The organism is Methermicoccus shengliensis DSM 18856 (assembly GCF_000711905.1).
Classification (GTDB): Archaea; Halobacteriota; Methanosarcinia; order DSM-18856; family Methermicoccaceae; genus Methermicoccus; species Methermicoccus shengliensis.
Window position 1 is genome coordinate 44,364 of the sequence record NZ_JONQ01000013.1, and the last position, 25,604, is coordinate 69,967.

Below are 25,604 nucleotides of genomic sequence, written 5' to 3' on the forward strand. Positions count from 1 at the left end.
GCCCTACTCATTTAGCAGAACGGCGTTTATAATGCCATCCTGCCCTGGCCTGCTGACCACCTTTGCCTTTCCAATCTCGGTGAGTATTATGCATCCCTTGGTAATGATATTCCTCCTAACATAGTGCTCATTTGCTGGATTTTCGAGCACGTTCTCTATCCTCACCTTTCTGGCTCTGCCATTCTCATCACTCACCACTGCGAACTCTCCTCGAAGCAGCCTGAGCTTGTAGTTGCCTCCCCTTCCCCTTATGCGCTTTCTTCTCTCTGGTGCAAGATGCGTGTGGGTGGGCTCCCTTCCAAGCTCATATTTTCTCTTGCCCCTTGAGAGGATGAGCCTTCCGCCAGTGGGCTTTCTCTTGGACTTGCCTTGCCATTTCATCATACCTCACCTCATCAGCACAGTAATATGAGCGAGCCTTCAAGCTGAGTTATACCTATTAAAGCTTTGCTTCTCGTGAGTGGTACGCTGACCCGCTTACGGATGAGCCAGCTTAACGAAGCTGGCACGTGAGTGGATTATGGGGGATGGCACAGCCATCCCCCTTAATGCGCTGTTTTGCCGGCTTTTGTAAAAAGCCGCTTAATGCGCTATTTTGCTGGCTTTTGTAAAAAGCCAAGTGGACGGCAGCCATTTCCACTGTTTCCAAGTCTGAAAGGGCATGGAGAGAGGCACGGGAGTATTATCTCAAAGAAGCGGAGGAGGGAGTTTTCTGGGAAGACGTTGCTAAGCTCTACGAAAAGCTTGGAGATTCCCACAACCCAGAACGCTAAAAGGCCATGATGAATTATGTGTCATACTGCGAAAAACAGGCAGAAATTCAGGTCCTGACCCCTTCCTTCATCAGCCCCCTGACTTCGTCCAGGAACTTCCCCTTCCCCACTCTCTCCATGACCGCCGATAGCCTTTCCCTTTGAGGTTTCTCGGCGTATCTGCCGTATACAAGCAGCACCTTATCGATCGTGTCGATGATCTCACCTTTGTCCATTATTCCCATCTTTATTCCTTCAACCACTTCCCTGCCGGTTTTTCCTCCAAGGTAGACCAGATATCCTTCCTCCTTCACATTTCTTGCTTCGCTGGGGCACTCCTTTATGCATTTTCCGCAACCAATGCATACGTTGTAATTTGTGTGCGACAGCTGTCCCATCACGTCTATTGCCTCCACCTTACAGACGTCCGCACATCTGCCACAGCCGTTGCACTTCTCCTCGTCCACCTCTGGAAACTTGACTCCCACGATGCCCATATCGTGGATCTGGGGTCTAACGCACTTGTTCGGACAGCCACTTATGGCAATTTTGACTTTATAGGGGGCAGGTCTTTCTTTGAACTTCTCTTCTATGAGATTGCATAGTTCTGTTGTATTTATCAGCCCGCCTGCGCAGTTCCCCTCCCCGGGACACGCCAGCGTCGCTCTGACCAGTGGCCCCTCGGAGCCGGGTAATAGGGCACGGCCGATGAGCTTCAGTGCAACATCCTCCGCATCATATCCCGTGATTCCATGCAGTTCAACTCCGCCCCTGTTTGTCAGCTTTATCCTTCCATTGTATTCTTCTGCCAGTTTTGAGATATAGTTCATCTCCTCTGAGCTGTACCATCCACCGGGCTTTGCCCTGATTCTCACGAAATAATCTCCATCTCCCCTCTTTCCAATACCACCATAATCTGCAAGCCAGTAGAATGAGACTTTCTCGTTGTTTTTCCTCCTCCTCGCAAGCTCTTTTTTAAATCTGTTTATTTTGAGCCTCCTCAGCTTATCGATCTCTTCGACGTTTACGCCCTCTTCCAGTTCAATTGCCTTTTTGATATCTTCGCCCCTTTTCGTTCTTACTATGACCGTTGAACACCCGTCCGGACTTCCAATACAGCCAACGGATACATCGGCCATGCTCGCGTCAAAGTCCCTGCACATTTTGCATCCTGACGTTATTTCTATTTCTTTTAGGGGTATTTCATGCTCTTCACCGTCGTATACACATAATTTTGTCCCCTTAACATCAAATTTCTTTACATCTTTTATCTGGATATGATGTTTGCTTAAAACATCTACCAGACTGTCGTATTCAAATTTTTCTGTACAGAAAAGACCAATAAGATACTCGATTTTTGGTAGATTCGCGGCTTTTCCATCTTTTGCACGCTCTTCATCGTGCTTTGCCAGATACTTGAAGTACTGGAGTTTTCTGAGACCCGCTATTTGGCATGGCAGACCAACGGCCGCAACCCTCTTCAATCCCATCTCCCCCGCTTCCCGCAGGGCGTCGAGGATCGATGCCGTGTACTTTGATTTTGCACATTTGATCAGGTCGTCTGGATTCTGAACCACAATCGAAACTGGCTTCCAGCACTCGTCCCCCACCACAATTGCGCCGTCTATTTTTTTGCTGTTCAACAGATACTTCAAAAATGTTGAGACCACTCCTCCATCCTGACCTTCTATGTCCCCCCTTCCGTAGTAACACTCCTCTTTAAATCCCTCTCTAATTTTTATCTGATATTTATCAGATGAGACTCTTGGACATATTTCATAACACATTCCACTTCCCTTTTTTAGGCATTCTTCAATTATTTTTGGACCATTTTCGAATTTTAAAAGGTTGTTGGGGCATACAACCACACACGTTCCACATTTTGCACACAAACCACTGTCAACAATTTCATGAAGTTTCCACTCATACATGCTCTCGTCCCCTATTGGGTGAAGGATTGGCTTCCCTCCCGAACATTATAAGTATTGTGGCTATGGGAAATAGTTCAACGAACCGAAACTGAATGGCTGATGGGCCGTTTCAGGAAGGGCGCACTCCGGAATAAGCTAAAATGGAAACAGGTAAATAGGGTGGGGGCTATGAAGACCACGATTGAAAACTTGACGAAGGCGTTCGTCGGGGAAGGTCAGACAAGAAATCGTTATAGTTTTATGCAAAAGTTGCGCGGGAGGAGGGACTCGAGCAGATTACAGCAGAAAACGAAATTGGCCTCAACATAGAATTTGCAGACGTCGTCGGGAGGGAGGGACCGGACATCGCCAGGATATTGAGGTGATTGCCGTGGCGGAAAGACATCACGAGTACTTCTCGATAATCTCCCTAAAGGCGTCCACCACCATCTTCAGCTTCTCCCTTTCCACCCCATAGGTGCTCAGCTTGAAGTGGCGGGTGAGCCCGGGCTTTATGCCGTGAATGCCCCGCTTCTTCATCTCCCGGTACAGGAAGTATCCGCCCTTCTTGGTGCGCTTGGATATCTCGTACAGGGGCTCTGTGATGAAGAACACGAGGTCGTGCATGTGGGGTCTGTCGCCCACCTGCACCATCCCAAGCTCCTCGAGCCGTTCTGAGAACCACTGGGCGTTTTGCACCTCCCTCTCCCAGCGCTCGGGTGTGGTGCGCTCCACCACGTGGGGAAACGAGGCGATGAGCGTCATTGCCACCACGCCCCTCGCGGTGCAGCCCAGAGCCTCCACCTCCTTGATGGGAAACCGCTTGGACTTACGAAGCACTATGGGCGCATACTCATCGCTCACGCCCAGCACTCCGATGGGACCAGCAGAAGCCATGGACTTGTGCCCGCTTCCCACCACGAAGTCGGCACCGAGCTTTTTGCCAGAGAAGGGCATTCTTCCGATGGCATACGCACCGTTCACGAGATAGGGCACGTCGTGCTCGTGAAGCACCCTTCCTATCGAGGCGGCATCTGGAAGGTTGCCGTAGTTGCCATCCGGGTATGTGAGCAGCCCGAGCACGGGAGGTCTTCCAAACCGCTCTGTGCCCTGCTCGATGGCTCTCTCGTATGCCTCCGGGGTTATCCTGTACTCTGGATAGGGCGTGCGCTCTGCCACCTGCACCTCGAGCCCCGCCCGCTCTGCCGCCACGAACGTGGAGTAGTGGGCGTTCTCGTCCACCACAATCCATCCTCCCCTCTCACCAAGAGCGTGCATCACCGCGAACTTTCCCTCACGTGCACCGCCGGTGAGCCGTGCGTGGTCCATGTCCAAGAACTTGGGAAGCGCCTCGTGCACGAACTCATCGATGGGAGGGCTCTTGATGTCGTCGAGCGTGCCGGGGCAGAAGTCGCACACCGAGTAGCCATCTCCCCACTCCACGAGTGCACGCCTTGCCTCTGGCGTGAGGGTGCCTCCAGTCTGGAGGGGCATGAGGTTGATGTCCCTTCTCGTCCTGCGCTCTATGAAGCCAAACCTCGTCATGGGCTCACGCTCCTGTGTATCCACACAATGTCGCTGAGCAGCGCGCTCGCCGTTTCCACCGCGCCCGCACCCCTGCCCATCACCGTGATGGTGCCCGCTATGTCGGTGACAATGGACGCCACGTTCAGCGTGCCCCCCACGTTGAGCGGATGCTCAGTGGGCACCAGCATGGGGGCGACCTTGAGCTCTGTGGGGCTCACCTTGCCTATGAGCTTTATGGAGAAGTCGCCCGCTGCAGCGAGGTGTATCGCCTCTGGGGTTATCTGTGAGATGCCCGTGGTGCTCACATCTCTGTAGCACACATCCATACCGAACAGGGCGTTCGCGAGTATCGCCACCTTACATGCCGCATCTATGCCCTCCACGTCGTACGTGGGGTCCGCCTCGGCGATGCCCAGCTCCCGAGCCTCATTGAGGATATCGGCATACGAATAGCCAGTCTCGCGCATTCTGGTTAGGATGTAGTTGCACGTGCCATTGAATATTCCCTCTATGCTCGTGATGTGGGCCGGGGCAAGCGAGCACCTTACGAGGCTGAATATGGGCATCGCACCCCCCACGCTCGCCTCGTACATCAGGTGCACCCCGCACTCCTCTGCCCGCTCAGAGAGCGCGTGAAACCTCAGGGCAAGGGGTCCCTTGTTGGAGGTGACCACGTGCTTTCCGCTCTCGAACGCCGAGAGCATGATGGACATTCCGGGCTCACCATCCTCGATGTTGGTGGGCGTGGTATCCACCACCACATCGCACGGCACATCCGCAACCACACGCTCTGGCCGCACCCGCTCCATGGCAACGGTGCCCTCCTTGCGCTTTTTCTCGATGGCATCCTGTGGAGCGATGCCCCCCTCATCGACCCACACCCCCTTCGAGTCCGCAACCGCCACCAGCCTGAGGTCGATGCCACAGGAGGCGAGCTGTGCCCCCTTCCTCTGGAGCATCCTCGCAAGCCCCTGCCCCACCACTCCAAAACCGAATATGGCAAGCCTGAGCGTCATCTGATGCTGGATTGACATCGCGGTATTTAATGTTTGGTCTAGTTGATTACGGAAAAACACTCCCATGGTGTGCCCACGATCCACGATGCGCCCACAGCACCCCCAACATTTATATAGAATCGGGACGGGTAGAGAGGTGATGTCTGGCATGGCACACTGCGGGTTTTAGCAGCCACCCCCAGATGCCAGACCCGCCTGTTTTATCATAATTGGAGGTCATCATGGCTCAGGAATCGGCACTCAAAAAATACGAGTTCAAGCGCAGGCTCGAGGAGCTTCAGTCCATGGTGGGCAGGGGCACTGAGCTCATATCGCTGTACATCCCACCAGACAAGCAGATTCACGAGGTGGTATCGCACCTTCGGCAGGAGTACGGGCAGGCATCCAACATCAAGAGCAAGAGCACGAGGACCAACGTGCAGAGCGCCATAGAATCGCTGCTCTCGAGGCTCAAGTACTACAGGACACCTCCAGAGAACGGTATGGTGCTGTTCGTGGGCACGATAGACAGGGGAGGAGGCAGGACCACCATGGTGTCCACGGTGATAGAGCCGCCAGAGCCCATCACGTCGTACAAGTACCACTGCTCCTCGGAGTTCTACCTCGAGCCCCTGCTCGACATGCTCAGGGAGAAGAAGGTGTACGGGCTTCTGGTGCTGGACAAGCGGGAGGCAACTATCGGCATCCTTCGGGGACGGCACATCGAGGTGGTAAAGCACACCACCTCCTCGGTGCCCGGAAAGCAGAGAAAGGGAGGCCAGAGCGCCCGCAGGTTCCAGCAGCTCAGGCTAATCGCGATAGACGCCTACTACAAGCGGGTTGCGGAGTCGGCATCCGAGATATTCCTGCAGATTCCCCACGAGGAGCTTCAGGGTGTGCTCATAGGGGGACCCTCTCCCACCAAGGAGGAGTTCCTGAACGGGGAGTACCTGCACCACGAGATACGCAAGAAGGTGATAGGCATATTCGACACTGCGTACACCGACGAGAGCGGGCTGTATGAGCTGGTGGATGCAGCACAGGATGCGCTCGCACACGTGGAGCAGTTCGCAGAAAAGCGCATCGCCCAGCGGTTCATGCGTGAGCTTGTGAGCGACAGAGGGCTTGCCACGTACGGCGAGGAGCACGTCAGAAGGGCGCTCAAGATGGGGGCGGTGGACGTGCTGCTGCTCTCAGAGAACCTCAGAAGGGCGAGGGTGAGGGTGGCGTGCCCGAGCTGTGGCTATGCGAACACGAGGACACTGCCCGTGCCCCCAAGCGGCAGCATCGATGCTGGGGAGTGCCCCAAGTGTGCATCCCAGCTCACCATAGAGGAGCAGGTGGACATCGTGGAGGAGCTCATGGCAATCGCCGACCAGATGGGCACGAGGGTGCAGTTCATCAGCACCGACTATGAGGAGGGCGAGCAGCTGTACAACGCCTTCGGGGGCGTGGCGGCGCTGCTCAGATACCGGGTGGAGTGATTATGACAGCAGACTGCCAGCATTAAACATCACATCATACACAAATAACCCCACGATTCCGAATGAGACGATTCCCTGAAATATCTTTTCTTCATGTGAGCCCGTCCTGATTGAGCAGATGCTGTATTTCTTCCTGCTCTTGGGCCACAGCCAGTTTACTCCCGTGGGGTTCAGGCTATCGCTCAACAGATGGGATACGTACCCCACGAAAAACGGGATTGTGTTGAGAGTGCTGGCATGAGCGTACCAAAACATGCCCCCCAGAGCCACCGTAAAAAACGCACCACCTGTCAGGCTATGGGTCCAGCCCCTGTGAGGGGTTGTCTTCCGAATGACAACAGAAAGAAATTTCCAGTTCTGACTTATGTATGAATGGGGATGGTCGAGGTCTGGAACCAAGGCTCCAATGGGTGCAAGAACCGTAGCATAAACAAAGGGCACATAGAGCTTCAGAGAGGGACACATCTCATAGATTCCCACTATTATGAGAATAGAGAACAGGATATGGGTTATGTGTCTCATGCGGCTCCCTTTGAACATTATTCTGATAAGCGTTGAGGTGCTCATGCCTTGGGTATCAGCTCCCCAAAGGCGTTCCTCATCGCCCCGGTGGTGTGCCCGTGGGCTCTCCACCGCCACCACAGCCACCACAGCCACCACAGCCACCACAGAGCCCATGTGCCATTCCTTTTACCTCTGGAGCATTGATACCCCAAGCCGCATGAGCTGCTCTGCCCTCTCCTCGCTCTTTGATTCTGCGAACACCCTCACGAGGGGCTCCGTGCCAGAGGGTCGTATGAGCACCCAGCCGTCCTCGAACCATGCCTTGACACCATCTACGGTCTCCACCCTCTGCACCTCTGGCATCGAGGCGAGCACTGGCTTTATGCCCTCCACTGCCTGCCTCGGATTATCGAGGGAGACCTTTGTCTTGGCAGAGTGATACTGTGGCACCCTATTTAAGAGCTCTGAGAGCGGGGTGCCAGCAGAGAGCATCTCGAGCACAACCGCAGCTGCCATTGCGCCATCCCTGCAGTACTGGTGGTCTGGGAATATGAATCCACCATTGCCCTCTCCACCGAACACCGCATCGAGCTCGAGCATCTTTTGCTCAACGTATATGCTGCCCACACCAGTCCACTCCACCCTCGCACCATGCCTTTTTGCAACATCCACAACCCTGAGCGACGAGCTCACTGGCGTGACCACCACCTTTTGCCTGCGAGAGGGCTGAGAGAGCACGTGGTCTGCCACCAGAGCCAGCATGGAGTCCTCGTCAACGAACTTCCCCCTCTCGTCCACGAACACCGCCCTGTCGGCATCTCCATCCTGCGCTATACCAATATCTGCGCCGCTCTCTTTTACGACTGCAGAAAGCTCTCCCAACACCTCTTCTACCGGCTCTGGGTTGCGGGCTGGAAACGTGCCATCCACCTGTGCATTCAGCGCGAGCACACGGCAGCCCAGCCTTCTCAGGAGAAATGGAAGCGTGAGGCTTCCTGCCCCACATCCCGTGTCCACGGCAACCGTGAACCTCGCTCTACGTATCCGCTCTGCATCCACCCTCTCGATGATGGCGTCAAGGTAAGGGGTGATGGCATCTGCGCTCGCGATGTGTCCACAGCCGCTCCAGCCCGCCCTTTTGTACCTCGCCTCATGGTATATCTGCTCTATCCTCTGCTCGTCCTCGTGCGAGAGCTCAGTGCCATCCCCAGCGATGAGCTTTATGCCGTTGTACTCTCTGGGGTTGTGCGACGCGGTGACCATGAGCCCGCCATCCGCATGCTCCCTCACAAAGTGCTGCAGGCACGGGGTGGGCACGATTCCCACGTCCACCACCTGCATGCCAGCAGACAGAAGCCCTGAGATGGCTGCCGCCTTTAGCATGTGGCGGCTCTCCCTCGTGTCCGTGCCCACTGCCACGGTGCCCTCTCCCAGAAACGTGCCAAAGCTCAATCCCAGCCCGAGTGCAAGCTCTGGCGTCAAGAACTCGTTGGCTATGCCCCTAACTCCGTTCGTTCCAAACAGCGCCATCGTATCCACCTCTCCCCGCACATTTAAGGGGTTTGCGGTCTTGTTGGGAACAGCTTAACGAAGCTGGCACGTGAGTGGATTAATGGGGTGTGGCTAAGCCACACCCCTTAATGCGCTATTTTGCTGGCTTTTGTAAAAAGCCGACGTGAGTGGATTAATGGAGGATGGCTATGCCATCCCCATTAATGCGCTGTTTTGCTGGCTTTTGTAAAAAGCCAATGCGAGCTACCGTGCCCTGTAGTAGTCCTTTATGCGCACGGTGTCGTCTGGGTGCGGCGTGCTCACCTCGTACAGCACGGTGTTCTCAGTTGCCACGATGCGGTGAGGGGTCATGGGCTCTACCCTGACGGTGTCGTTCTTTCTGAAGGGCTCTGAGTGATCCTCGAACTCCACATATCCCCTGCCCTCTATCACGTACATCGTCTCGTCCTTGTTCTGGTGGTAGTGGTACGAGGTGGAGTAGCCCTCGAAGATGAACAGCTCCCTGGTGAGGTACTTGTCGGTGCTTATGAGCACCTTCTCATAGCCCCATGGCTTGTCTGTGCGGTTGGCATACTCCCTTCGCACCTCCTCCAGGTCCTTTATGGTGTCTATGGACTTCCAGAATGTGGAGGACTCCTCGTAGTAGCCCATCTGCCCCATCCTGGCGAGCAGTGGGAACACAGTGTTCTCCACCTCTCCACCCGTGAACTGCTCGAAGTGCTCGAGCACATCGTACGCAAGGCAGTACACGCCCCCGTTGATGTGGTAGTCCAGAAGGGGCTTTTCCCTAAATGACCTCACCCTGCCATCGGCTAACTCCACGATGCCGTACGGGCTTCTCATCTGGGTTATGAACATCGTTGAGAGCAGCTCGGAGGTATAGTGGTGCTCCATCATCTTGGAGAGGTTGATGTCCGCCACCACGTCCCCGTTTCTGACGAGCACATCGTCCCCCGCACGCTCGATTCCTGCCCTGAGGGCGTTTAGCGTACCGCTGGGCTTTTCCTCGTGCACGTACTCCAGCGCAAGCCCATTGTGCTCGCTGCCAAACCTCTCCTCTATCTTCTCTCCGAGGTACCCCGTGATGAGTATCACGGTGTCGATATCGGTGGCAGAGAAGTCGAGAAGCTGCCTGTCCAGCACGGTGTAGCCGTCCTTTATCTCCACGAGGGGCTTGGGGATGTCCTCTGTTATCGGACGCAGCCGCTTTCCCTTACCACCACACAGTATCAACCCTATCATCCGAGTCCCCCTCAGAATGGATGCGCCATTGCTATAAAAGGCGTTCTGATACACAGCTAACCCCCAGTATGAGCATACACGGGGGATACTGTAATGACAGCTCCTACGCGTGTGCATCGTATAGCGTGTGCATCGTATAAATACATGATACTCATAAGAGGGCTGGGATGTGTTATGCCGTTCGAGTTCGAGAGAATGCGCATCGAGAACGTGGTGCTCATCAAACCTAAGGTGTTCGAGGATGAGCGGGGCTTCTTCATGGAGAGCTACCAAAAGGAGGCGTTCGAGGAGGCTGGCATCAGGGGAGAGTTCATACAGGACAACCACTCCCGCTCGACCCACGGGGTGCTGCGGGGTCTGCACTTTCAGCATCCCCCTTATGAGCAGGCGAAGATCGTGAGGTGCACGAGGGGCGTGATATTCGATGTGGCAGTGGACATCCGCAGGGGCTCCCCCACCTTCGGTGAGCACGTGTGGGCGATACTCTCAGAGCACAACCACCGCATGCTCTACGTGCCCAAGGGCTTTGCCCACGGCTTCTGTGTGCTCTCAGAGGTCGCAGAGGTGCAGTACAAGGTGGACGCGCCCTATGCCCCAGACCACGAGGCTGGGCTGATATGGAATGACCCAGATGTGGGCATACAATGGCCCATCGACGAGCCCATACTCTCGGAGAAGGACAGGAGATGGCCCACATTGAGGGAGCTGTAGGGTCTTGGTCATGTGGAACTCAAGTGTGCCCATGTACTGCCATCCACCATCGGTGGGACAATGAGGGTCGGCATACTCTCATGGATTATAGACATGGAAAGAGCGGGCATTGGCAACTTTACCTACAACCTCATACGCTGCATGCTGGACATGGGAAAGGGCGATGAGCTCCACCTCATCCACTACGAGCACAGCGATGATGAGGTGTACTCGATGGCACACGACGTGCTCGTTCCGAGGCTACCCTCACTGATGAAGTTCGCCGTGGGGCTGCCGTATGCCGTCATGAAAAGCGGCATAGATGTGCTGCACGTGCCATCCCACTGGTACAACCAGCTCACACCCTTCCTTCTCAACAGGACAAAAAAGGTGCTCACCATACACGACCTCGTCCCAATCCTGCTTCCAGAGACACATACAGGCATCACGGTAATGACATGGGCACCCACCCTCAGGCTGATAGCCCACAGGATCGACATGATAGCCACCGACTCACATGCCACCAAGCTGGACTGCATGAGGCATCTTGGCATCCCCGAGGAGAGGATAAGGGTGGTGTACTGTGGGGTGGACCCCAAGTACAGGCCGCTTGAGGACAGAGAGGCGATACTGAAAGACCTCGAGGAAAGATATGGCATAAAAAAGCCCTTCGTGCTCTATGTGGGCACGCTGGAGAAGAGAAAGAACATACCCACCCTGCTGAGAGCACTCTACAGGCTCAAAAAGAGCGGTGTGTGCCCCTTACTCGTGATTGCGGGAAGGCGGGGCTGGAAGTACGACGATATATTCGACACAATACACGAGCTCAAGCTGGAGCACGATGTGCTGTTCACGGGGTATGTGCCAGAGGACGACCTCGTGGCGCTGTACAACGCCGCCGACCTCTTCGTGTATCCCTCGCTGTACGAGGGCTTTGGGCTTCCGCCCCTCGAGGCGATGGCATGCGGATGCCCCGTAATCACCTCCAACACCTCCTCGCTCCCAGAGGTGGTGGGCGATGCTGGCATCATGGTGGACCCCCACGACGTGAATGCGCTCGCGGATGCGATGGAGCGCGTGCTCACAGATGAGTCCTTAAGGGAGGACATGCGAAGGAGGGGGCTTGAGAGGGCAAAGCGCTTTAGTTGGCAGAGGTCAGCGAGAGAGATGTGGGATATATACGAGGAGGTGTACCATGAGGGGTGAGGGGGGGTGAGGGCATGAGGATAGCGATGATTCACACCCCCCTCACGGTGTCTGCGGGCGGAGAGCGGCAGATGCTCAACCTTTCAATAGAGCTCGAAAAGAGGGGGCACGAGGTCGAGGTATTCACCAACGCTCTCGACCCAGAAAGGTGCTTTCCAGACCTGCTCCCCAGCGTCAGCATAAACGTGGTTCCCCATCCCATAAGAGGACTATACTGCAAGGGGCTCTTTGGCATGTGGCGCATCGGGAAGATTGTGGCAAAGGGCGACTTTGACATCATCAACAACCACAACCCCTATACTGAGTGGGCGGTGTACTCTGCCAAGCGAAGTGTGAACATCCCAGCGGTGTGGATGTGCAACGAGCCCCCATTCTGGTTCTTCATGCCAGAGGCGAGAAGGGGAATAAACAAGATATACTGGCCCCTGTACGAGCTGTTTGACAAGCACGCCGTGCGCTGCATAGATGAGATAGTGGTACTCTCCCACCTCATGGGCGATATAGTGAGGCACACCTATGCGAGAGGCTATGAGGTGATAAGGAGCGGGGTGCACCTCGAGGAGTACGAAGGCATCTCTGGTGAGTCCTTCAGGAGGGAGTACGGGCTCGATGATGCGTTCGTGATGCTGCAGGTGGGAACGCTCATACACTACAAGCGACAGGAGGACAGCATTCGGGCGCTGGCGCTTTTAAGCGAGCGCCACGAGCACGTGAGGCTGGTGCTGGCTGGTGCAGACGGGGGGGATGGACAGAGGCTCAAAAAGCTCGCACGGGAGCTTGGCGTTGCGGGCAGGGTGCTGTTTTTGGGTCCAGTATCGGATGCACAGCTAAAAGAGCTGTATGGGGCGTGCGATGTGTTCCTGTTCCCAGCGTTTCAGTCGTGGAGTCTCGTGAGTGTGGAGGCGATGGCTGCAAAGAGGCCCGTGGTGGTGTCAAGCAGGTGCGGCATATCCGAGGTGGTGGAGGACGGTGTGAGCGGCTTTGTGATAGAGCACGGCAGCTACCAAGACATGGCAGAGCGCATAGAGCTGCTGATAGGGGACGAGGGGCTAAAGAGGCGCATGGGAGAGAGGGCTCACGAGCTCGTCAGGGACAACCTGACGTGGCAGAGGTATGCAGAGCGCATGGAGAGGGTGTTCGAGTCGCTGGTGGGATAGGAATTAACACCCATTTTCGTACGAAGGGCAGAAAGATATTTCAACATCTGAGCATATGGACAATGGGGAGATACATTGAGCACACTTGAGGGCAAGAGGATACTGATAACGGGAATCAGCGGGTTTGTGGGCTCACATCTTTCGAGATACCTGCTCGATATGGGTGCAGAGGTGTTTGGGCTCGTTAGAAGAAGGGCGGACGGCGTGGTCCCCAAGAACATATGCGAGCGGTGCTCTGATGCACACATCCTCGAGGGGGACCTCACGGACATATCCATGCTTGCCCATGCGCTGGATGTGGCAGAGCCCGACGTGATATTCCACCTTGCCGCCCAGTCGTTCGTTCCGAGAAGCTTCACCCACCCGCTGGACACACTGCAGAGCAACACCACGGGCACAGCCCACCTGCTCGAGGCAGTGCGCATAAAGGACATGGACCCCAAGATAGTGTTTGCGGGCTCGAGCGAGGAGTATGGGCTGGTGATTACCTCCCGTGCCCAGTATGAGCGGGCTCTTGAGAGATACGGCGTGGTGTTCCCAGAGCCAGAGAGCATCCCAGAGGTGCCAATAGCCGAGACCAACCCCCTGCGGCCCATGTCCCCATATGCGGTGAGCAAGGTGCATGGCGAGCTTCTCATGAGAAACTACCACAACGCCTATGGGCTCAGGACAGTGGTCTCCAGAGGCTTCAACCACGAGGGTGCTGGAAGGGGTATCATGTTCGTCACGTCCGTCATCACAAGTCAGGTGATGAAGCTCAAGCTGGGAGAGGCAGACCGCATCACCATTGGCAACGTCAATGCCCTTCGGGACTGGAGCCACGTGAGCGACATCGTGAGGGGCTACTGCCTGCTCGCAGATAAGGGCAAAGACGGGGATGTGTACAACCAGGGCTCTATGAGAACGCACTCCGTGCTGAGCTACATCCTGCTAAGCCTCGAGCAGGCGGGCTGGTCGGTCGAGGCAATCGAGACCATGAGGGGCGGTGTGAGGGTGGAGCAGCCCACCGAGAGGGACGACTCAGAGATGTTTGGCGTGCGCTTTACGAAGACCAAGGTGGACAGGATGCTGCTCGATGATGAGCTCGAGTTTGTCCCAGAGCACGAGGGCATCTGGGTGCACACCGACAAGGGAAAGGTGCCCGTGCTGTTCGATTCACGGCGCTTCAGGCCCGCCGAGGTGCCAATACTGCTCGCAGACACCAGAAAGATTCAGAGGCTGGGCTTTGTGGCAGAGCGCCCCCTCGAGGACATCATACGCGACCAGCTTAACTTTTTTGTGAAGAAGGAGAACAGGATGCTCGCCTAAAGGGGCACGCTCGCTATCGAGAGCGGTGGCACCTCCACCTCGATTGTGCGCCCCCCTATTTCCCCCCGCTTTTTCACTGGGTGCTGGTTGGAGTTGTAGTACAGCACCCTCCTCTCGAAAAGGGAGGCATACACGCCGTCCCACTCGATGTCAATGGCGGCAACGCCCTGCCACGGATAGCTGCGGGAGGTGTTGTGCACCGCACGTGCCACCTGCCGAAGGTACTCACATCCACTCGCACGCAGTGCCAGCACATGTCCCTCTCCCCTCTGTGAGAGCCCATCGGATGCGCCCTGCATGGGGGCATGCGCAAGCCCTTTGCGTGTGATGAGCACGCCCCCGTCCTCTATCCAGCTTTCGATGCTCTCGAGGGTGCTCTCCTTAAGCCGCTTCCCCTCGAGCAGCACGAGGAAGCGGTACCTCCTCAGGGCACCATCCACCACCATCCGCTCGTCCACGAGGTCGAGGTCCACCACATCGCGCAGCAGCGAGCACTGCCGATACACCGAATGGATGAGCCTCGGGTCAAGGTATATCGAGGTGTTGGGATACAGCACCGCCACATCTATGATGGGCAGCTCTCGGGTGAGGATGTGCCTGTACCTTCTCAGGTTATCGGCTCCCCTCGTGGGCTCACCCACGGGATGCTCTCGGCCTGTGCACGTGTCTCTCCCAGTGCCTATCACACTCTTGAAGTACGCACCCTTGGCGCCTGAGGTGGCGGCATCGAAGATGCGCATCGTGATGCCATCTGCCGAGTTGATGCCCCCCTCCTCTGTGGTGAAGTAGCTCTGATAGAACCGTGCGGCAGTGGATACGAGCCGTGTGGCGATAAAGCTCTCCCCATAGTCGTCGTTCTGGTTGGTGATTCTCATGCCAGCACCATATCGGGAGAGCATCGCAACCTGTGCAGAAAAGTCCGCACCCAGCATGGGCTCGCCCATCCCCCCACTCACGAGGTATATCTCAGTGTCTGGAAAGTGTTTGCGGGCGCAGCTCACCCAGAACTCCGCCCACCTCGTCATGCTGTCCACATACCACTGCACAAAGTCGAGCCACCACGCCTCCCTTCCCCTCCCAAGCACCGAGAGGGGCGAGGGGCTGCTCAATGCGAGCCCCCATCTCCTCCATAGGGGCTCTGCCACACGCAAAAGCCATGTGGGAAGCCTCTGCAGTGCACGATTCAGGAAGAACAGCACGGTTGTGTAGCGCAATGGCGGATAGCACACCTCGGACATGTCTGAAAAGCGTGTGCCCCATGCCCTGTTCACCTCCTTCACTGTGTGGTATCTATCAGAGACGAACCTTTGAAAGCTCTCTCTCGCATGTTCGTCCCCACACCACCAGCCAAGATGGGTGTGAAACTTGGTGAACCCCCCGTGAGCAGGGTATATGGACTCACCCCAGTTTCCGCTTATGCCAAGCGTGATTGCCTCGAGCACGCCGCTGTCCCGATAGTGCTCTGCCACCATCTTCAGAAAGCGGTCCACCCACCTCGGAAGGTGGGGGTTCCATATCGACTGCACCTTGCTCTCCAGCCCGTGCTCAAGGCACCTCGCATACACGCTCTCCTCTGAGGCGTGGAACCAGTCCGGCACTGAGTATCGTGGTCCCAGAATCAAGAAGGGCACCCACTTGAGACCGTGCTGCTTTAGCTTTTCCACCAGCTCGTCGTACGAGGAGAAGTCGATGTCCTCCTCGCTCTTTTCTATCTCTGCCCAGTAGAGATAGGACTGCACGCTCGTGAGCCCAGCCTTCCTGCACGCCTCGAACGCCCCGTCCTCGAGCATCTTCGGGTGCACCCTTCCGAGGTACTGCCACTGCTGGATGAGCTCTATGTCTGGATGTGCTTCCATTGGCTCATGCCTCTCGGACATCCTCAAGCAGCCTCTTTGCCTCCAAGAGGTCCTCCTCGGAGTTTATGTTGGTGTACGCATCACATATGTCGAACACCCTCACCAGCCGTCCATCGTCCACCGCACACTGTATCAGGTCGGGAAGCTCCTTCTCGCCCCGCTCTGGGTGTATGGGGGTGCGCTCGATATAGGAGAAAATCTCGTTTCTGAATATGCAGTGGCCAGTGCCCTGAAGGTCGCTTAAGGGCTTCTTTGGCTTCTCTATCAGCCTGAACACCCTTCCCGACTCATCGGTGAGCACGGTGTACGTCCTGCCTATTTTTGCTCTCTCTGGCTGGTGGAGTATGCCGCACATGGCAAACACACCCTCATCCTCGAACGCCCTCAGCATCTCTCTGTGGCGGCTGTTGATGAGCACCTCGTCCCCGAGCAGAAGGAAGAAGTCTTCTCCCTCGAGCGCATTGCGGCTGGTCTCTATGGCGTGCACCAGCCCCCTTCGCTCCCACTGTATCACGTAGCGGATGCGTGTGTCCTCATAGGATATGCCATATCTGTTGATGATGTCCTCTGCGCGGTAGCCCACCACCAACACTATCTCGTCCACGTCCAGCTCCACTGCCCTGTCGAGGTTGTACTCCAGCACGGGCCTGTCCTGAAGAGAGAGCATGCACTTGTTCACGTCCTCAGTTATCTCCCCAAGACGCTTACCCCTGCCCCCAGCCAGTATGAGCGCCTTCACCAGCTCACCCCTTGAACAGGCTCACGTTGTCCTGCACCCACTTCACAAGCCTTCTGATTCCCTCCTCGTTGGACACCCGTGGCTCCCATTTCAGGTGTTCTCTCGCTCTCGTGATGTCGCACACGAAGTACCACAGGTCCCCGTGCCTCTTGGGCTCATAGCTGATGTGCTGCTCCCTTCCAGCGAATTCCCTGATGAGCCTTAAGCACTCCCTTATGGATATGATGTTCCTCTCCCCCCCACCTATGTTGTACAGCCCGGGGACGGGGTGGCGGTAGAAGGCATCGAAGGCAGCTGCCGCATCCGAGACGTACAGGATGTCCCTCATCTGCTTATCGGTTCCGAACACCTTCATGGGAAGCCCCAGAACGGTGCGGATTACGAAGTTGGCAACCCAGCCGTGGTCCTCCCCTCCGAACTGCCTTGGCCCATACATGCCCGTGAGGCGGAATGTGGCGGCATCCAGACCATAGGTGTCTATGTACGTCTGCACATACAGCTCGCCAGCACGCTTTGACACGTGAAGGGGCGTGAGCTTTCCCTGCATCACGGGATAGCTCTCGTCTATGGCTGGAGGCTCTCGTATGAACCTCTCCTCCCCCTCCTGTATCGTCTCGTTGATCTGGTTTCCGTACACGTGTATACTCGAGCAGCTCACCACGGGTATGTCATACGCTCTCGCAGCCTCGAGCACGTTGAACGTGCCCACCACGTTTGAGTAAAGGTCGAGCTCTGGCTGCTCTATGGAGATGGTCATTGCGGGCTGGGCAGCGGTGTGCACTATGTAGTCACAGTCCCTTGCCGCCTCGAACACCTCTTCCTTGTTGCGTATGTCCCCCTTTACGAGTTGTACACCCATCTCCTTGAGCACATTCCAGTTGTGCAGCCTCGCCCCCTCCACATCGTAGCCCGTGCGCACAAGCTCGTGCTTTGTGAGGTTGTCGAGCGATACGACCTCCTCGCCCATCCCCCTGTAGAGCTCGCACACATGGGAGCCCAAGAACCCGCATCCTCCAGTGACCAGAACCTTCATACACACCTACCTCCTATACTCATATGGCTCAACCAGTTAATAGTTTCTGTGCATTGCCCTCTCAAACACGGCAAGCATGCCCTCACCGAACCTCTTCCAGCTCAGGTGCTCTCTCACCCACTGCCTGCCCCTCTCTGCCATCCTGCGGTACCTCTCTGGATCGCTGTATATGTGCCACACCGCCTCCTCGAAGCTCTCTGTCACCACGCCAATGCCCTCCCGCTGGATGATGCTCGAAGCGGTCATATCGGGGGACACCACGATTGGTACCCCTGCACACAGCGCCTCAAAGGGCGAAAGCCAGCTGCCTTGTGACCTCACGGGAAACAGAGCCACATCGCACGCATGGTACAGGTCGCGCACCACCTCTCGGCTCACGTGCCCGCAAAACACCACGCGCCCCTCCAGCCCCCTCTCTTTCACATACTCTCTGAGCCCCTGCTCGTAGTCCACGTCGCCCTTTCCAGCGAGCACCAGCCTGATGCTGGGTATCCTGTCCCTTAGAGCCTCCACACACCGTATGCTCTCCATCTGGTTCTTGTATGGTGTGAGCATTCCCACCTGCACCGCCACGAAGCCATCTCCAAGACCAAGCCGCTCTCTCATCCGCTCTCCATCGCCCCTCTCGAAAAGGGAGCACTCTATTCCATAGTGCACTATGTGGGGCTTCTTACCATAGAGCCGCATGAAGCGCTGGGCATTGAACTCGTCTGCCACCACCGCCTCGTCGATGTAGTGCCGTGCCACATGGCGGTCGAACGCCAGCACCAACCTCTTTCCCATCCGTGCGGGCACACTACCTACCTCATAGCGCAGGTGCACCCTCGGTGGCTCGTTGCACATCCACACCACTGGCTTTTTGCACATAAAGGCGCAGAGCTCGGAGGGGTAGTTGTGCACGTTCACCACGTCCCACCTCGAGATGTGGCGGCGCATGTAGGTCCAAAGCGCCCTGAACTTGCCAACATCAAAAAGACGTGGACTCATCTCCTCTACGCACACCACATCGCTGCCCTCTATCTCCCTCTCGACCTCTGGCACGATTGATGTGGTGAGCACGGTGCTCTCGATGCCCTGCTCAGAGAGAAAGTTGGCGAGCTTCACCACCACCAGCTCGCCGCCTCCATAGAAATCTATGCTGGGGTAGATTATGAGGACGTGCATTTGCTGTCCCCGCTTGGGCTGTACAGACAGCAGTCCACACACGGAGGTGCAGGTCTTCCTTGGCTCAGCAGCCTTCTGAGGTTGCGATATTTCTCACCGTTCCATATCTCCTTGAAGGGCTGCTCAAATACATTGCCAAGGGCGGTCTCCTTCTGAAAGTCCCGCCGTCCTGCCTCGTTTCCTGAGCAGCACGGTATCACGTGCCCAGTGACAAAGATAAAGGGCATGGTCCACTCGATGCACTGGCTCATGGGTGGCTTGCACGTGGGCACATCGAGGTTCCACACGACTCTCACCCCAAGCTCTCTTGCCCTCTTCTCAGCCTCATCGATAAGCTCCTGCGGTATGTCCACAAACAGGTGCTTTACCTCCTCGAACTCGTGCAGCATTCGTGTGAACTGCACCTCGACACCGCTGCCAGCAATGGAGTGCACAAGCTCTATGTACTTTAGCATCTCGTGCATGTTCTCCCTGCACACTATGTAGTGAAATGCAATCTCTGGAAAGTGAGCCCCCATCTCCCGCTTGAGCTCAAACATCCTTCTCACGTTGCCCATCACCCTCTCGAAGCTTGAGCCCACCCTTATACGCTCGTAGGTTTCCTTGGTGGCAGCATCAAACGAGACGAATATCTTGTCTACCTCGAGCTCTATGAGCTCTCTCGCTGTGCTCTCATCTATATGGTAGAAGTTGTCATACAGCTCCACAAAAACGTCCCTTTCCTTCACGTACCGCAGCATCTTCATGAAGTCCTTATTAACAAAGCTCTCACCAATTCCCGTAAGGCCAATCCACTTGAGGTTGGGGAACTGGTCAACTATCATCTTGAACTCATCAAAGGACATGTCCCTGTTGGGCTCGTTCCAGTAGGTGTGCTCGCACATTATGCACCTAAGACCACATCTGGTGGTGACCTCCATCTCGATGTAGGAGGGATATGGTGCAAGCCTGTAGAGCAGCTTTATCAGGTTTGGATGACCCCTTATCCACCCCCAGAAGATGTGGAAGTGAAGCCAGTTGTACGTGTACCTAAAGCCCTTGTTTTTGAGAAGCCACAATAGTCTTTTTACGGGAAGCATCAGAATCACCCATTTCCACACTCTCAATATACTATCCACGACAGATACCAACGCATATAAACTTTATTTACCCATCCTAAATATCACCCACGATTACCTTCCAATTAGGCTCAAAATCAGACGTTTGTCCTCCTCTGTTATCCCCCTCACGAGATACAAAACAACAAAGTACACCACCACACCCACACCTGCCAGCAAAAGCACGTTGAGCCCCATCCTAACACCCATGTAGAGTGCGAGCCCCATGGGCACCGAGGCGATGAGGGGGCGCATGGCATGCCCCAAGAGGGGCACGTGCACCACCTTTTTTAGCTCCCTGTAATACAGGGGAATGCCAATCAGCTCGGCTGCCACCGTGGCAAGTGAGGCACCCACGAGCCCGAGGGGAGGTATCATGAGGAGGTTGAGGATGAAGTTCCCGACTGTCTGGATGCTCACCACCCTAAGGTACCTGTTCTGTCTGTCCGATGCCCACAGCCCCCATGCATACGGCGTGTTTATGCATATGAGCGCCATGGACCAGATGAGTATCTGAAGCGCGATTACGCCATTTTCGTACCCCACCCCATATATCAGGCTCATTATGGGCGCCGCAAGGATGGTGATGCCCACGGCAAGGGGCCAAGCCAGCACCATCATGAGCCTGACGCTGTGGGACATGAGTTCCCTGAACGCATCCAAGGATGTCTTGTAGTAGCTGCACAGGGGCGGAAACACGCTGTTGAAGTATATTCCAACCACTCCAATCAGCAGGAAGATTATCTTGTAGGCAGCGCTGTAGTAGCCCACCTCGAACACCGTCCTCATGAAGCCCAGCATCACCGTGTCCATGTAGTATATCGCCTGAACGAGCATGCCCGCAAGCCCTATCGGAAGCGCAGAGAGCACGATATATCTGAGCGACTCTCTCGGAAACCTCAAGGTGGGAGGGCCGTACTTTCTGATGAAGATGGACATCAGGAGCACCACACTCAGCACGGTTGCACACACGTGAAAGATGGGCACGAGCAGGATGTCCTCTGGCCCCCTCACTATGCCGAGCACGAGCCCCGTGTACGTGGCGGCAGCGAGCGCACGGGAGAGCCCGATGTACTCCATTTTCTCGACTCCCTGAAACGCCCACTCCACGAGCAGCGCCGAGGGCAGCAGCCCCAACCCATAGAGCACGATGAGCAGCTTTATCTCTTGGGGCTTGTTCAGCAGAAACGCCAGAGCCAGCACCAGCAGGAACGCACCCACGGCAAAGAGCATTCGAAGGGTGAGAATGTCGCCCACGTACTTCCTTACATTCGCCCTGTCCCTCGCCACCTCACGGATGCCGAACATGGGAAGCCCGAGGTCTGTGAGCAGCGTGAAGTACACCACCACTGCCATGGCGAAGTTTATCTTGCCAAACCCATCTGCATCGAGCACTCGGGCAAGGTAGATGACCGCAAAGAAGCCGAGCACAAAGCTTACAATCTGTGCACCCATCAGCGATGTGAAGTTCTTGAATATTATCCTCGATGCACTCATGAAAAACCCTGCTCATCCTTTATATGTCTGCGCAGCCGTGGGCAGCTCCTCTGAGCCAACAGCATTTTCCCTTAAAAAGCTTTTCACATTACATACTCCTGTGGCATACTCCCCTCCATGCATTCCCACCTGTGAGCGAATTCACGGGACTTGTGGGGATATGCTAACACTGTCCACGCCATATAGCAGCCCAGCGTACTCCACACCCCACAGAGGCACCCCCATAAAAAAGGAGTATGCATCTTTTGTATGCATGCACCCTATCCGCTGGAAAATCAGGCCATATGAGGGGTTATGGATTGGAAAAATCCAGAAAACTCTTTATTCTCATTTCCAGCTTGTGGGCATACCTCCGAGGGCGTATGCAAGGTTGTATGCATGTATGCAAAGCATCAAAAATTAGTCCATTTTATGCATACAAAGAGCGATAAAACCCAGAAAAAGGCCATTTATGACTTTTGAAGAGAGTGCCCTGTGCATACCTATGATATACCTTTGTGCATATTGACATACAGCTTGGGCATGCTGTTTCACCTCACTAATCAGCCCCGCGATTGTGCAGCTTCACAGCCCTCATGAGGTTCTTTTCCAGCTCCTGTGCACACCTCTCCCATGTAAAATACTTCACGACCCTCTCTCTTCCCCTCCTTCCCATCCTTTCCGCAGCCTCTGGATGCTCTAAGATGTACCGAATCGCCTCTGCGAACTCCTCCTCGTCCCTATGGGTGAGAATTCCCGTCTCCTCGGTGATGCTCTCTCTCAGTCCTCCCTCGCTTACAGCCACCACTGGCGTCTCACATGCCATCGCCTCTATCGCCACGAGCCCGAAGGGCTCCATGACATATGCGCACGCCACGAGGGATGCCCTGCTGTAAAGCTCCACCATATCTGCATCGCTGAGGTTGCTCTCTATCTGAAGGTTCACATGGAGGCTATCTGCAAGCTCCACGAGCCAAGCTCTGTACCCCTCTGAGCCCGCTCCCACAATCACCACTGCGGGGCGCCCTTCTTCGGGGATGCGAGCCACCGCCCTTATCACGAGGTCATGTCCTTTTCGTGGATGCAGTGCACCCACTGAGAGCACGATATTCTCCCTTTTTATTTTCAGTGGACGAAACCGCTCTACATCAACTCCAAGGTAGTTTGTTCTGGGAAGTATCCCATAGCACCTCCAGATGTACTCCTTGCCATAGTGGCTGTTCGAGAGTATGATGTCCGCATATCTCACGCAATATGCATCTATCCGCTTGTAGAGCACATGAAAAACCCGCCTTATCAGCCCGCTCGGCCCCCCTGCGCCTTTGATGCCGCCCACATCAGGCTCGTAGTAGTCCCTCGGAGGCTCTGGGCAGTAGTACACCCTCGGAATTTTTAGAAGGGGAAGGGACATGGGCGAGAGCCAGTAGTGGTGAACAAGGGCAACATCGTATTCCCCTGAGCTTCGCTTTATGAACCTGTAGCACTCAACCATATTTCGGATGGTGCTAAAAATCCCCGATGAGCTGTGTGCACCACCTCTCACCACCCCAACACCCCTCTCCCTTAACGCCTGAGCGTATTCCTCCGAGACCCTCAGGGCAAGCACGTCCACATCGTGTCCCCTCTTCCTGAGCGAGCACACCATGTTGAACAGGGCGAGCTCTGCCCCCCTCTTCTGCAGAAGGTAGCTGTGGATGGCAAGTATCCTCATAAGCCCCCCTCAACCTCTCTGTACACCTCCATCGTCTGCCTCGCTGCCTCATCCCAGCTGAACTGTCTCGCCCTCTCAAGCCCCCTCCTTCGCATGTCCTCCCTTAAGGACTCATCTGTGAGCACGCGCTCCATCGCATCCGCGAGCGCATCCACATCGTGGGGGTCCACCATGATGCCAGCATCGCCCACCACCTCTGGGAGCGAGGAGGTGTTGGAGGTGATTACGGGGCATCCGCATGCCATCGCCTCGAGGGGCGGAAGCCCAAAGCCCTCGTACAGCGAGGGATACACGAAGAGGTCGGCGGCGTTGTACCATGCTGGAAGCTCATCCTCATCGACGTATCCAGCAAAAATCACCTCTCTCTCCAGACCCAGCATTTTTATCAGCCCCAGAAGTTCCTTCCTTCCACGGCGGTAGCTGGGATTGCCGACCTTCACGAGCCTGATGTTGGAAAGCCTGTCCCTTAGCTTGGCGAGTGCCCGTATAAGAAGCGAGAGGTTCTTTCTACCCTCCTCTGAGCCCACATACAGAACTATCCTCTCATCCTGTGAGATTCCCAGACTTTCCAATACCTTTGCCCCTTCTGTTCTACGGTACTTGCTACTGTCCACAGCAGGATAGATGACATGAATCTTATCCTCGGGATAGCCCAAATGCCTTACAATCTCATTTTTAGAGAACTCTGATATTGTTATGATTCTCTCTGCCCTTCTCATCCCCCTCATATTAAGCTTCCACATGAATGAGCGATTACCGTCAAACACCCAAGGTACGAGGTCATAGCAGGTGAGGATAGTATTTTTGAGCTTGAGCACCCCCAATATATATGCCAGTTCCTGAGAGGCTATGTGCTTTATACTATCTTCTCTTAGGTTTTTCTTCACAATGCAAGCATACAGAAGCTTGTCCATGTAATCGCAAGCCCTTGCTACAGCATTCACAGGGACATTGACCAGCTCATGAGATAACAGCATCCCCAGAGAGCCCGAGGAGGCGTCCTGAGAGCTTGCTGGAGGTCTTGCTGAGGCTGCCTTGTGCACTCTCTTTATAACATCCACGAGAGAGGTGTACTCAATAGCCCGCAGCTCAACCTCACCCTTCAGCCTCTCGTGTATCTCCCGTTGATACTTTGTTGTGGCTATGAGGTAATCCCTCTTTTTGCCGCTTATGTAGTCAACTTCCATTGTAAGCCTCCTCGTACACCTGCAGTGTCTCTCTGGCTGCCCTTTCCCATGTGAACTGCCTGCTATGGCTAATTCCCTCCCTCACCACCCGATGTCTCAAGTCGGCATCTGTGATGACATCGTACATCCTCTCTGCCATATCCTCCTCTGAACTCGACCTTATGCAGCATTTTGAGACCTCCAAAGGGATGTGAGCACCCTCTCTAATTATCACGGGCACTCCGCACCTCTGAGCCTCCAATATGGGAATGCAAAAGCCCTCCCACACACTTGGAACCACGAGTACATCAAATGAATTGTACACCTTCACTATCTCCTCATCCGGTGCAGAGCCCTCAAACCTCACACACCTCAAAAGACCGAGGTGCTCCACCAGCTCAGCCAAGAGAGGTCGCTCCTCACCCTCCCCCCATATCGAGAGCCTGACATCTATCTCGGGATGTCTTTTCCTCAGCTGATAAAATGCCCTGATGAGGTAGTCCACGCTTTTTCTCCTTTTCAGAGCCCCCAGATAACCAACTGTGTAATGGGGCTTTCTTTCCTTCTCAATGGGCACGAATCTCTCGTCTATTCCATTATGCACTACGGCTATCTTCTCTTCTGGGATTTCAAGATGTGTCATCATCTCCTGCTTGGTCTGGGTGGACACCGCAATCGCCCTATCGCAGTGTTTTCCCACCAGCCTGTAGACATGAAGGGCCGATAACCTTGTGTGCAGGGCAGCGCCGCTGTCCCTGCACAGAATAGAGGTCAAATCATGATAGGTGACCACCTTTGGCTTCTTTAAAAGCGGAAATGAGAGCCCGGTTATGGGGGATGTCGCATGTATCACCTCAAAGCCTTGGGCACGCCTGAGCACGTGGAGGGGAAGGCTAAATACATGGCTGATTGTGGTGCCAAACGGGACGCTGGGCACCCTGACACACACGGGCTCGGCGCTGGTCCCCATGCTACGCAGCCCTCGTAGCAGCTCTCTGGAGTATCTCGCCAAGCCCGTTCCCCTCTCCACAGAAAAGCAGTCCCCCACAAGTGCCACCTTCATGTCAGCTCCCTC

Annotated in this window: 21 protein-coding genes; 5 read left to right on the forward strand and 16 right to left on the reverse strand. The window is 55.4% G+C overall.

Features of this window, described 5'->3' with window-relative positions; translation table 11 throughout:
- Nucleotides 1-3 precede the first annotated feature (3 nt).
- The 4 genes from BP07_RS05510 to BP07_RS05530 all read right to left on the reverse strand — a co-directional run bounded on the left by BP07_RS05510 (nt 4) and on the right by BP07_RS05530 (nt 5,205).
- Nucleotides 4-381, reverse strand: a complete 378-nt coding sequence (locus tag BP07_RS05510; RefSeq protein WP_211247066.1) for a 30S ribosomal protein S8e — start codon at nt 379-381, stop codon at nt 4-6.
- A 439-nt stretch (nt 382-820) separates the two neighbouring features.
- A complete protein-coding gene (locus BP07_RS05515; RefSeq protein ID WP_042686720.1) occupies nt 821-2,683 on the reverse strand; it encodes a Coenzyme F420 hydrogenase/dehydrogenase, beta subunit C-terminal domain in 1,863 nt (620 codons plus the stop codon).
- A 384-nt stretch (nt 2,684-3,067) separates the two neighbouring features.
- The gene (gene pscS / locus BP07_RS05525) at nt 3,068-4,207 is read right to left on the reverse strand and encodes an O-phospho-L-seryl-tRNA:Cys-tRNA synthase (RefSeq protein WP_042686724.1); all 1,140 of its coding nucleotides are present in this window, start codon (nt 4,205-4,207) and stop codon (nt 3,068-3,070) included.
- On the reverse strand, nt 4,204-5,205 hold the full coding sequence (locus tag BP07_RS05530; protein ID WP_042686725.1) for a homoserine dehydrogenase: 1,002 nt from the start codon (nt 5,203-5,205) through the stop codon (nt 4,204-4,206). The genes pscS and BP07_RS05530 overlap by 4 nt, the downstream gene beginning before the upstream one ends.
- A 221-nt stretch (nt 5,206-5,426) precedes the next feature.
- Between BP07_RS05530 and prf1 the strand changes: the two genes are divergently transcribed.
- Nucleotides 5,427-6,668, forward strand: a complete 1,242-nt coding sequence (gene prf1, locus BP07_RS05535; protein WP_042686727.1) for a peptide chain release factor aRF-1 — start codon at nt 5,427-5,429, stop codon at nt 6,666-6,668.
- Here prf1 and BP07_RS05540 read toward each other — a convergent pair whose 3' ends face one another.
- From BP07_RS05540 to BP07_RS05550, 3 genes are all read right to left on the reverse strand, one after another.
- Entirely contained in the window at nt 6,669-7,346 is a 678-nt protein-coding gene (locus BP07_RS05540) for a metal-dependent hydrolase (RefSeq protein ID WP_211247060.1), read from the reverse strand.
- 12 nt (nt 7,347-7,358) lie between these two features.
- The gene (glmM, locus tag BP07_RS05545; protein ID WP_042686729.1) at nt 7,359-8,702 is read right to left on the reverse strand and encodes a phosphoglucosamine mutase; all 1,344 of its coding nucleotides are present in this window, start codon (nt 8,700-8,702) and stop codon (nt 7,359-7,361) included.
- Nucleotides 8,703-8,927: 225 nt separating this feature from the next.
- Nucleotides 8,928-9,926, reverse strand: coding sequence for a sugar phosphate nucleotidyltransferase (locus tag BP07_RS05550; RefSeq protein ID WP_042686730.1), 999 nt, complete (start codon nt 9,924-9,926; stop codon nt 8,928-8,930).
- Between the two features lie 144 nt (nt 9,927-10,070).
- Here BP07_RS05550 and rfbC point away from each other — a divergent pair, with 144 nt between their 5' ends.
- The 4 genes from rfbC (at nt 10,071) to BP07_RS05570 (ending at nt 14,287) form a co-directional block, all read left to right on the forward strand.
- On the forward strand, nt 10,071-10,637 hold the full coding sequence (rfbC, locus tag BP07_RS05555) for a dTDP-4-dehydrorhamnose 3,5-epimerase (protein ID WP_245597060.1): 567 nt from the start codon (nt 10,071-10,073) through the stop codon (nt 10,635-10,637).
- A 60-nt stretch (nt 10,638-10,697) separates the two neighbouring features.
- Complete coding sequence (locus tag BP07_RS05560) at nt 10,698-11,822, forward strand: glycosyltransferase family 4 protein (RefSeq protein WP_042686793.1); 1,125 nt, start codon at nt 10,698-10,700, stop codon at nt 11,820-11,822.
- A gap of 14 nt (nt 11,823-11,836) precedes the next feature.
- Nucleotides 11,837-12,979: a glycosyltransferase family 4 protein gene (locus BP07_RS05565; RefSeq protein WP_157203105.1), complete on the forward strand. Its 1,143-nt coding sequence runs from the start codon at nt 11,837-11,839 to the stop codon at nt 12,977-12,979.
- A gap of 75 nt (nt 12,980-13,054) precedes the next feature.
- Complete coding sequence (locus tag BP07_RS05570) at nt 13,055-14,287, forward strand: GDP-mannose 4,6-dehydratase (protein ID WP_042686736.1); 1,233 nt, start codon at nt 13,055-13,057, stop codon at nt 14,285-14,287.
- Here the strand turns inward: BP07_RS05570 and BP07_RS05575 are convergent.
- The 9 genes from BP07_RS05575 to BP07_RS05615 all read right to left on the reverse strand — a co-directional run bounded on the left by BP07_RS05575 (nt 14,284) and on the right by BP07_RS05615 (nt 25,592).
- On the reverse strand, nt 14,284-16,164 hold the full coding sequence (locus tag BP07_RS05575; RefSeq protein WP_042686737.1) for a family 14 glycosylhydrolase: 1,881 nt from the start codon (nt 16,162-16,164) through the stop codon (nt 14,284-14,286). The two genes, BP07_RS05570 and BP07_RS05575, sit on opposite strands and share 4 nt — an antisense overlap.
- On the reverse strand, nt 16,148-16,882 hold the full coding sequence (locus BP07_RS05580; protein ID WP_042686739.1) for a nucleotidyltransferase family protein: 735 nt from the start codon (nt 16,880-16,882) through the stop codon (nt 16,148-16,150). The genes BP07_RS05575 and BP07_RS05580 overlap by 17 nt, the downstream gene beginning before the upstream one ends.
- A gap of 4 nt (nt 16,883-16,886) precedes the next feature.
- Nucleotides 16,887-17,915, reverse strand: a complete 1,029-nt coding sequence (locus BP07_RS05585; RefSeq protein WP_042686741.1) for an NAD-dependent epimerase/dehydratase family protein — start codon at nt 17,913-17,915, stop codon at nt 16,887-16,889.
- A 36-nt stretch (nt 17,916-17,951) separates the two neighbouring features.
- Nucleotides 17,952-19,079 (reverse strand): glycosyltransferase family 4 protein, encoded by a 1,128-nt coding sequence (locus BP07_RS05590; RefSeq protein ID WP_042686742.1) that lies wholly within the window; start codon nt 19,077-19,079, stop codon nt 17,952-17,954.
- Nucleotides 19,064-20,179, reverse strand: a complete 1,116-nt coding sequence (locus tag BP07_RS05595) for a radical SAM protein (RefSeq protein WP_245597062.1) — start codon at nt 20,177-20,179, stop codon at nt 19,064-19,066. The genes BP07_RS05590 and BP07_RS05595 overlap by 16 nt, the downstream gene beginning before the upstream one ends.
- Before the next feature lie 72 nt (nt 20,180-20,251).
- The gene (locus tag BP07_RS05600; RefSeq protein WP_042686746.1) at nt 20,252-21,673 is read right to left on the reverse strand and encodes a flippase; all 1,422 of its coding nucleotides are present in this window, start codon (nt 21,671-21,673) and stop codon (nt 20,252-20,254) included.
- A gap of 538 nt (nt 21,674-22,211) precedes the next feature.
- A complete protein-coding gene (locus tag BP07_RS05605; RefSeq protein ID WP_042686748.1) occupies nt 22,212-23,363 on the reverse strand; it encodes a glycosyltransferase family 4 protein in 1,152 nt (383 codons plus the stop codon).
- The gene (locus BP07_RS05610) at nt 23,360-24,550 is read right to left on the reverse strand and encodes a glycosyltransferase family 4 protein (RefSeq protein WP_042686749.1); all 1,191 of its coding nucleotides are present in this window, start codon (nt 24,548-24,550) and stop codon (nt 23,360-23,362) included. The genes BP07_RS05605 and BP07_RS05610 overlap by 4 nt, the downstream gene beginning before the upstream one ends.
- The gene (locus tag BP07_RS05615) at nt 24,540-25,592 is read right to left on the reverse strand and encodes a glycosyltransferase family 4 protein (protein ID WP_157203109.1); all 1,053 of its coding nucleotides are present in this window, start codon (nt 25,590-25,592) and stop codon (nt 24,540-24,542) included. Before BP07_RS05615 ends, BP07_RS05610 begins: the two co-directional genes overlap by 11 nt.
- Between the last annotated feature and the right edge of the window lie 12 nt (nt 25,593-25,604).

Bases quoted from the DNA above. Each gene is read 5' to 3' on its own strand.
- prf1 (WP_042686727.1), top strand. From the start codon at position 5,427: ATGGCTCAGGAATCGGCACTCAAAAAATACGAGTTCAAGCGCAGGCTC.
- BP07_RS05585 (WP_042686741.1), bottom strand. From the start codon at position 17,915: ATGAAGGTTCTGGTCACTGGAGGATGCGGGTTCTTGGGCTCCCATGTG.
- BP07_RS05575 (WP_042686737.1), bottom strand. From the start codon at position 16,164: ATGTCCGAGAGGCATGAGCCAATGGAAGCACATCCAGACATAGAGCTC.
- BP07_RS05565 (WP_157203105.1), top strand. From the start codon at position 11,837: ATGAGGATAGCGATGATTCACACCCCCCTCACGGTGTCTGCGGGCGGA.
- rfbC (WP_245597060.1), top strand. From the start codon at position 10,071: ATGATACTCATAAGAGGGCTGGGATGTGTTATGCCGTTCGAGTTCGAG.
- BP07_RS05510 (WP_211247066.1), bottom strand. From the start codon at position 381: ATGAAATGGCAAGGCAAGTCCAAGAGAAAGCCCACTGGCGGAAGGCTC.
- BP07_RS05550 (WP_042686730.1), bottom strand. From the start codon at position 9,926: ATGATAGGGTTGATACTGTGTGGTGGTAAGGGAAAGCGGCTGCGTCCG.
- BP07_RS05540 (WP_211247060.1), bottom strand. From the start codon at position 7,346: ATGGGCTCTGTGGTGGCTGTGGTGGCTGTGGTGGCTGTGGTGGCGGTG.
- BP07_RS05590 (WP_042686742.1), bottom strand. From the start codon at position 19,079: ATGCACGTCCTCATAATCTACCCCAGCATAGATTTCTATGGAGGCGGC.
- BP07_RS05600 (WP_042686746.1), bottom strand. From the start codon at position 21,673: ATGAGTGCATCGAGGATAATATTCAAGAACTTCACATCGCTGATGGGT.
- glmM (WP_042686729.1), bottom strand. From the start codon at position 8,702: ATGGCGCTGTTTGGAACGAACGGAGTTAGGGGCATAGCCAACGAGTTC.
- BP07_RS05530 (WP_042686725.1), bottom strand. From the start codon at position 5,205: ATGACGCTCAGGCTTGCCATATTCGGTTTTGGAGTGGTGGGGCAGGGG.
- BP07_RS05605 (WP_042686748.1), bottom strand. From the start codon at position 23,363: ATGAGGATACTTGCCATCCACAGCTACCTTCTGCAGAAGAGGGGGGCA.
- BP07_RS05610 (WP_042686749.1), bottom strand. From the start codon at position 24,550: ATGGAAGTTGACTACATAAGCGGCAAAAAGAGGGATTACCTCATAGCC.
- BP07_RS05560 (WP_042686793.1), top strand. From the start codon at position 10,698: ATGAGGGTCGGCATACTCTCATGGATTATAGACATGGAAAGAGCGGGC.
- pscS (WP_042686724.1), bottom strand. From the start codon at position 4,207: ATGACGAGGTTTGGCTTCATAGAGCGCAGGACGAGAAGGGACATCAAC.
- BP07_RS05615 (WP_157203109.1), bottom strand. From the start codon at position 25,592: ATGAAGGTGGCACTTGTGGGGGACTGCTTTTCTGTGGAGAGGGGAACG.
- BP07_RS05515 (WP_042686720.1), bottom strand. From the start codon at position 2,683: ATGTATGAGTGGAAACTTCATGAAATTGTTGACAGTGGTTTGTGTGCA.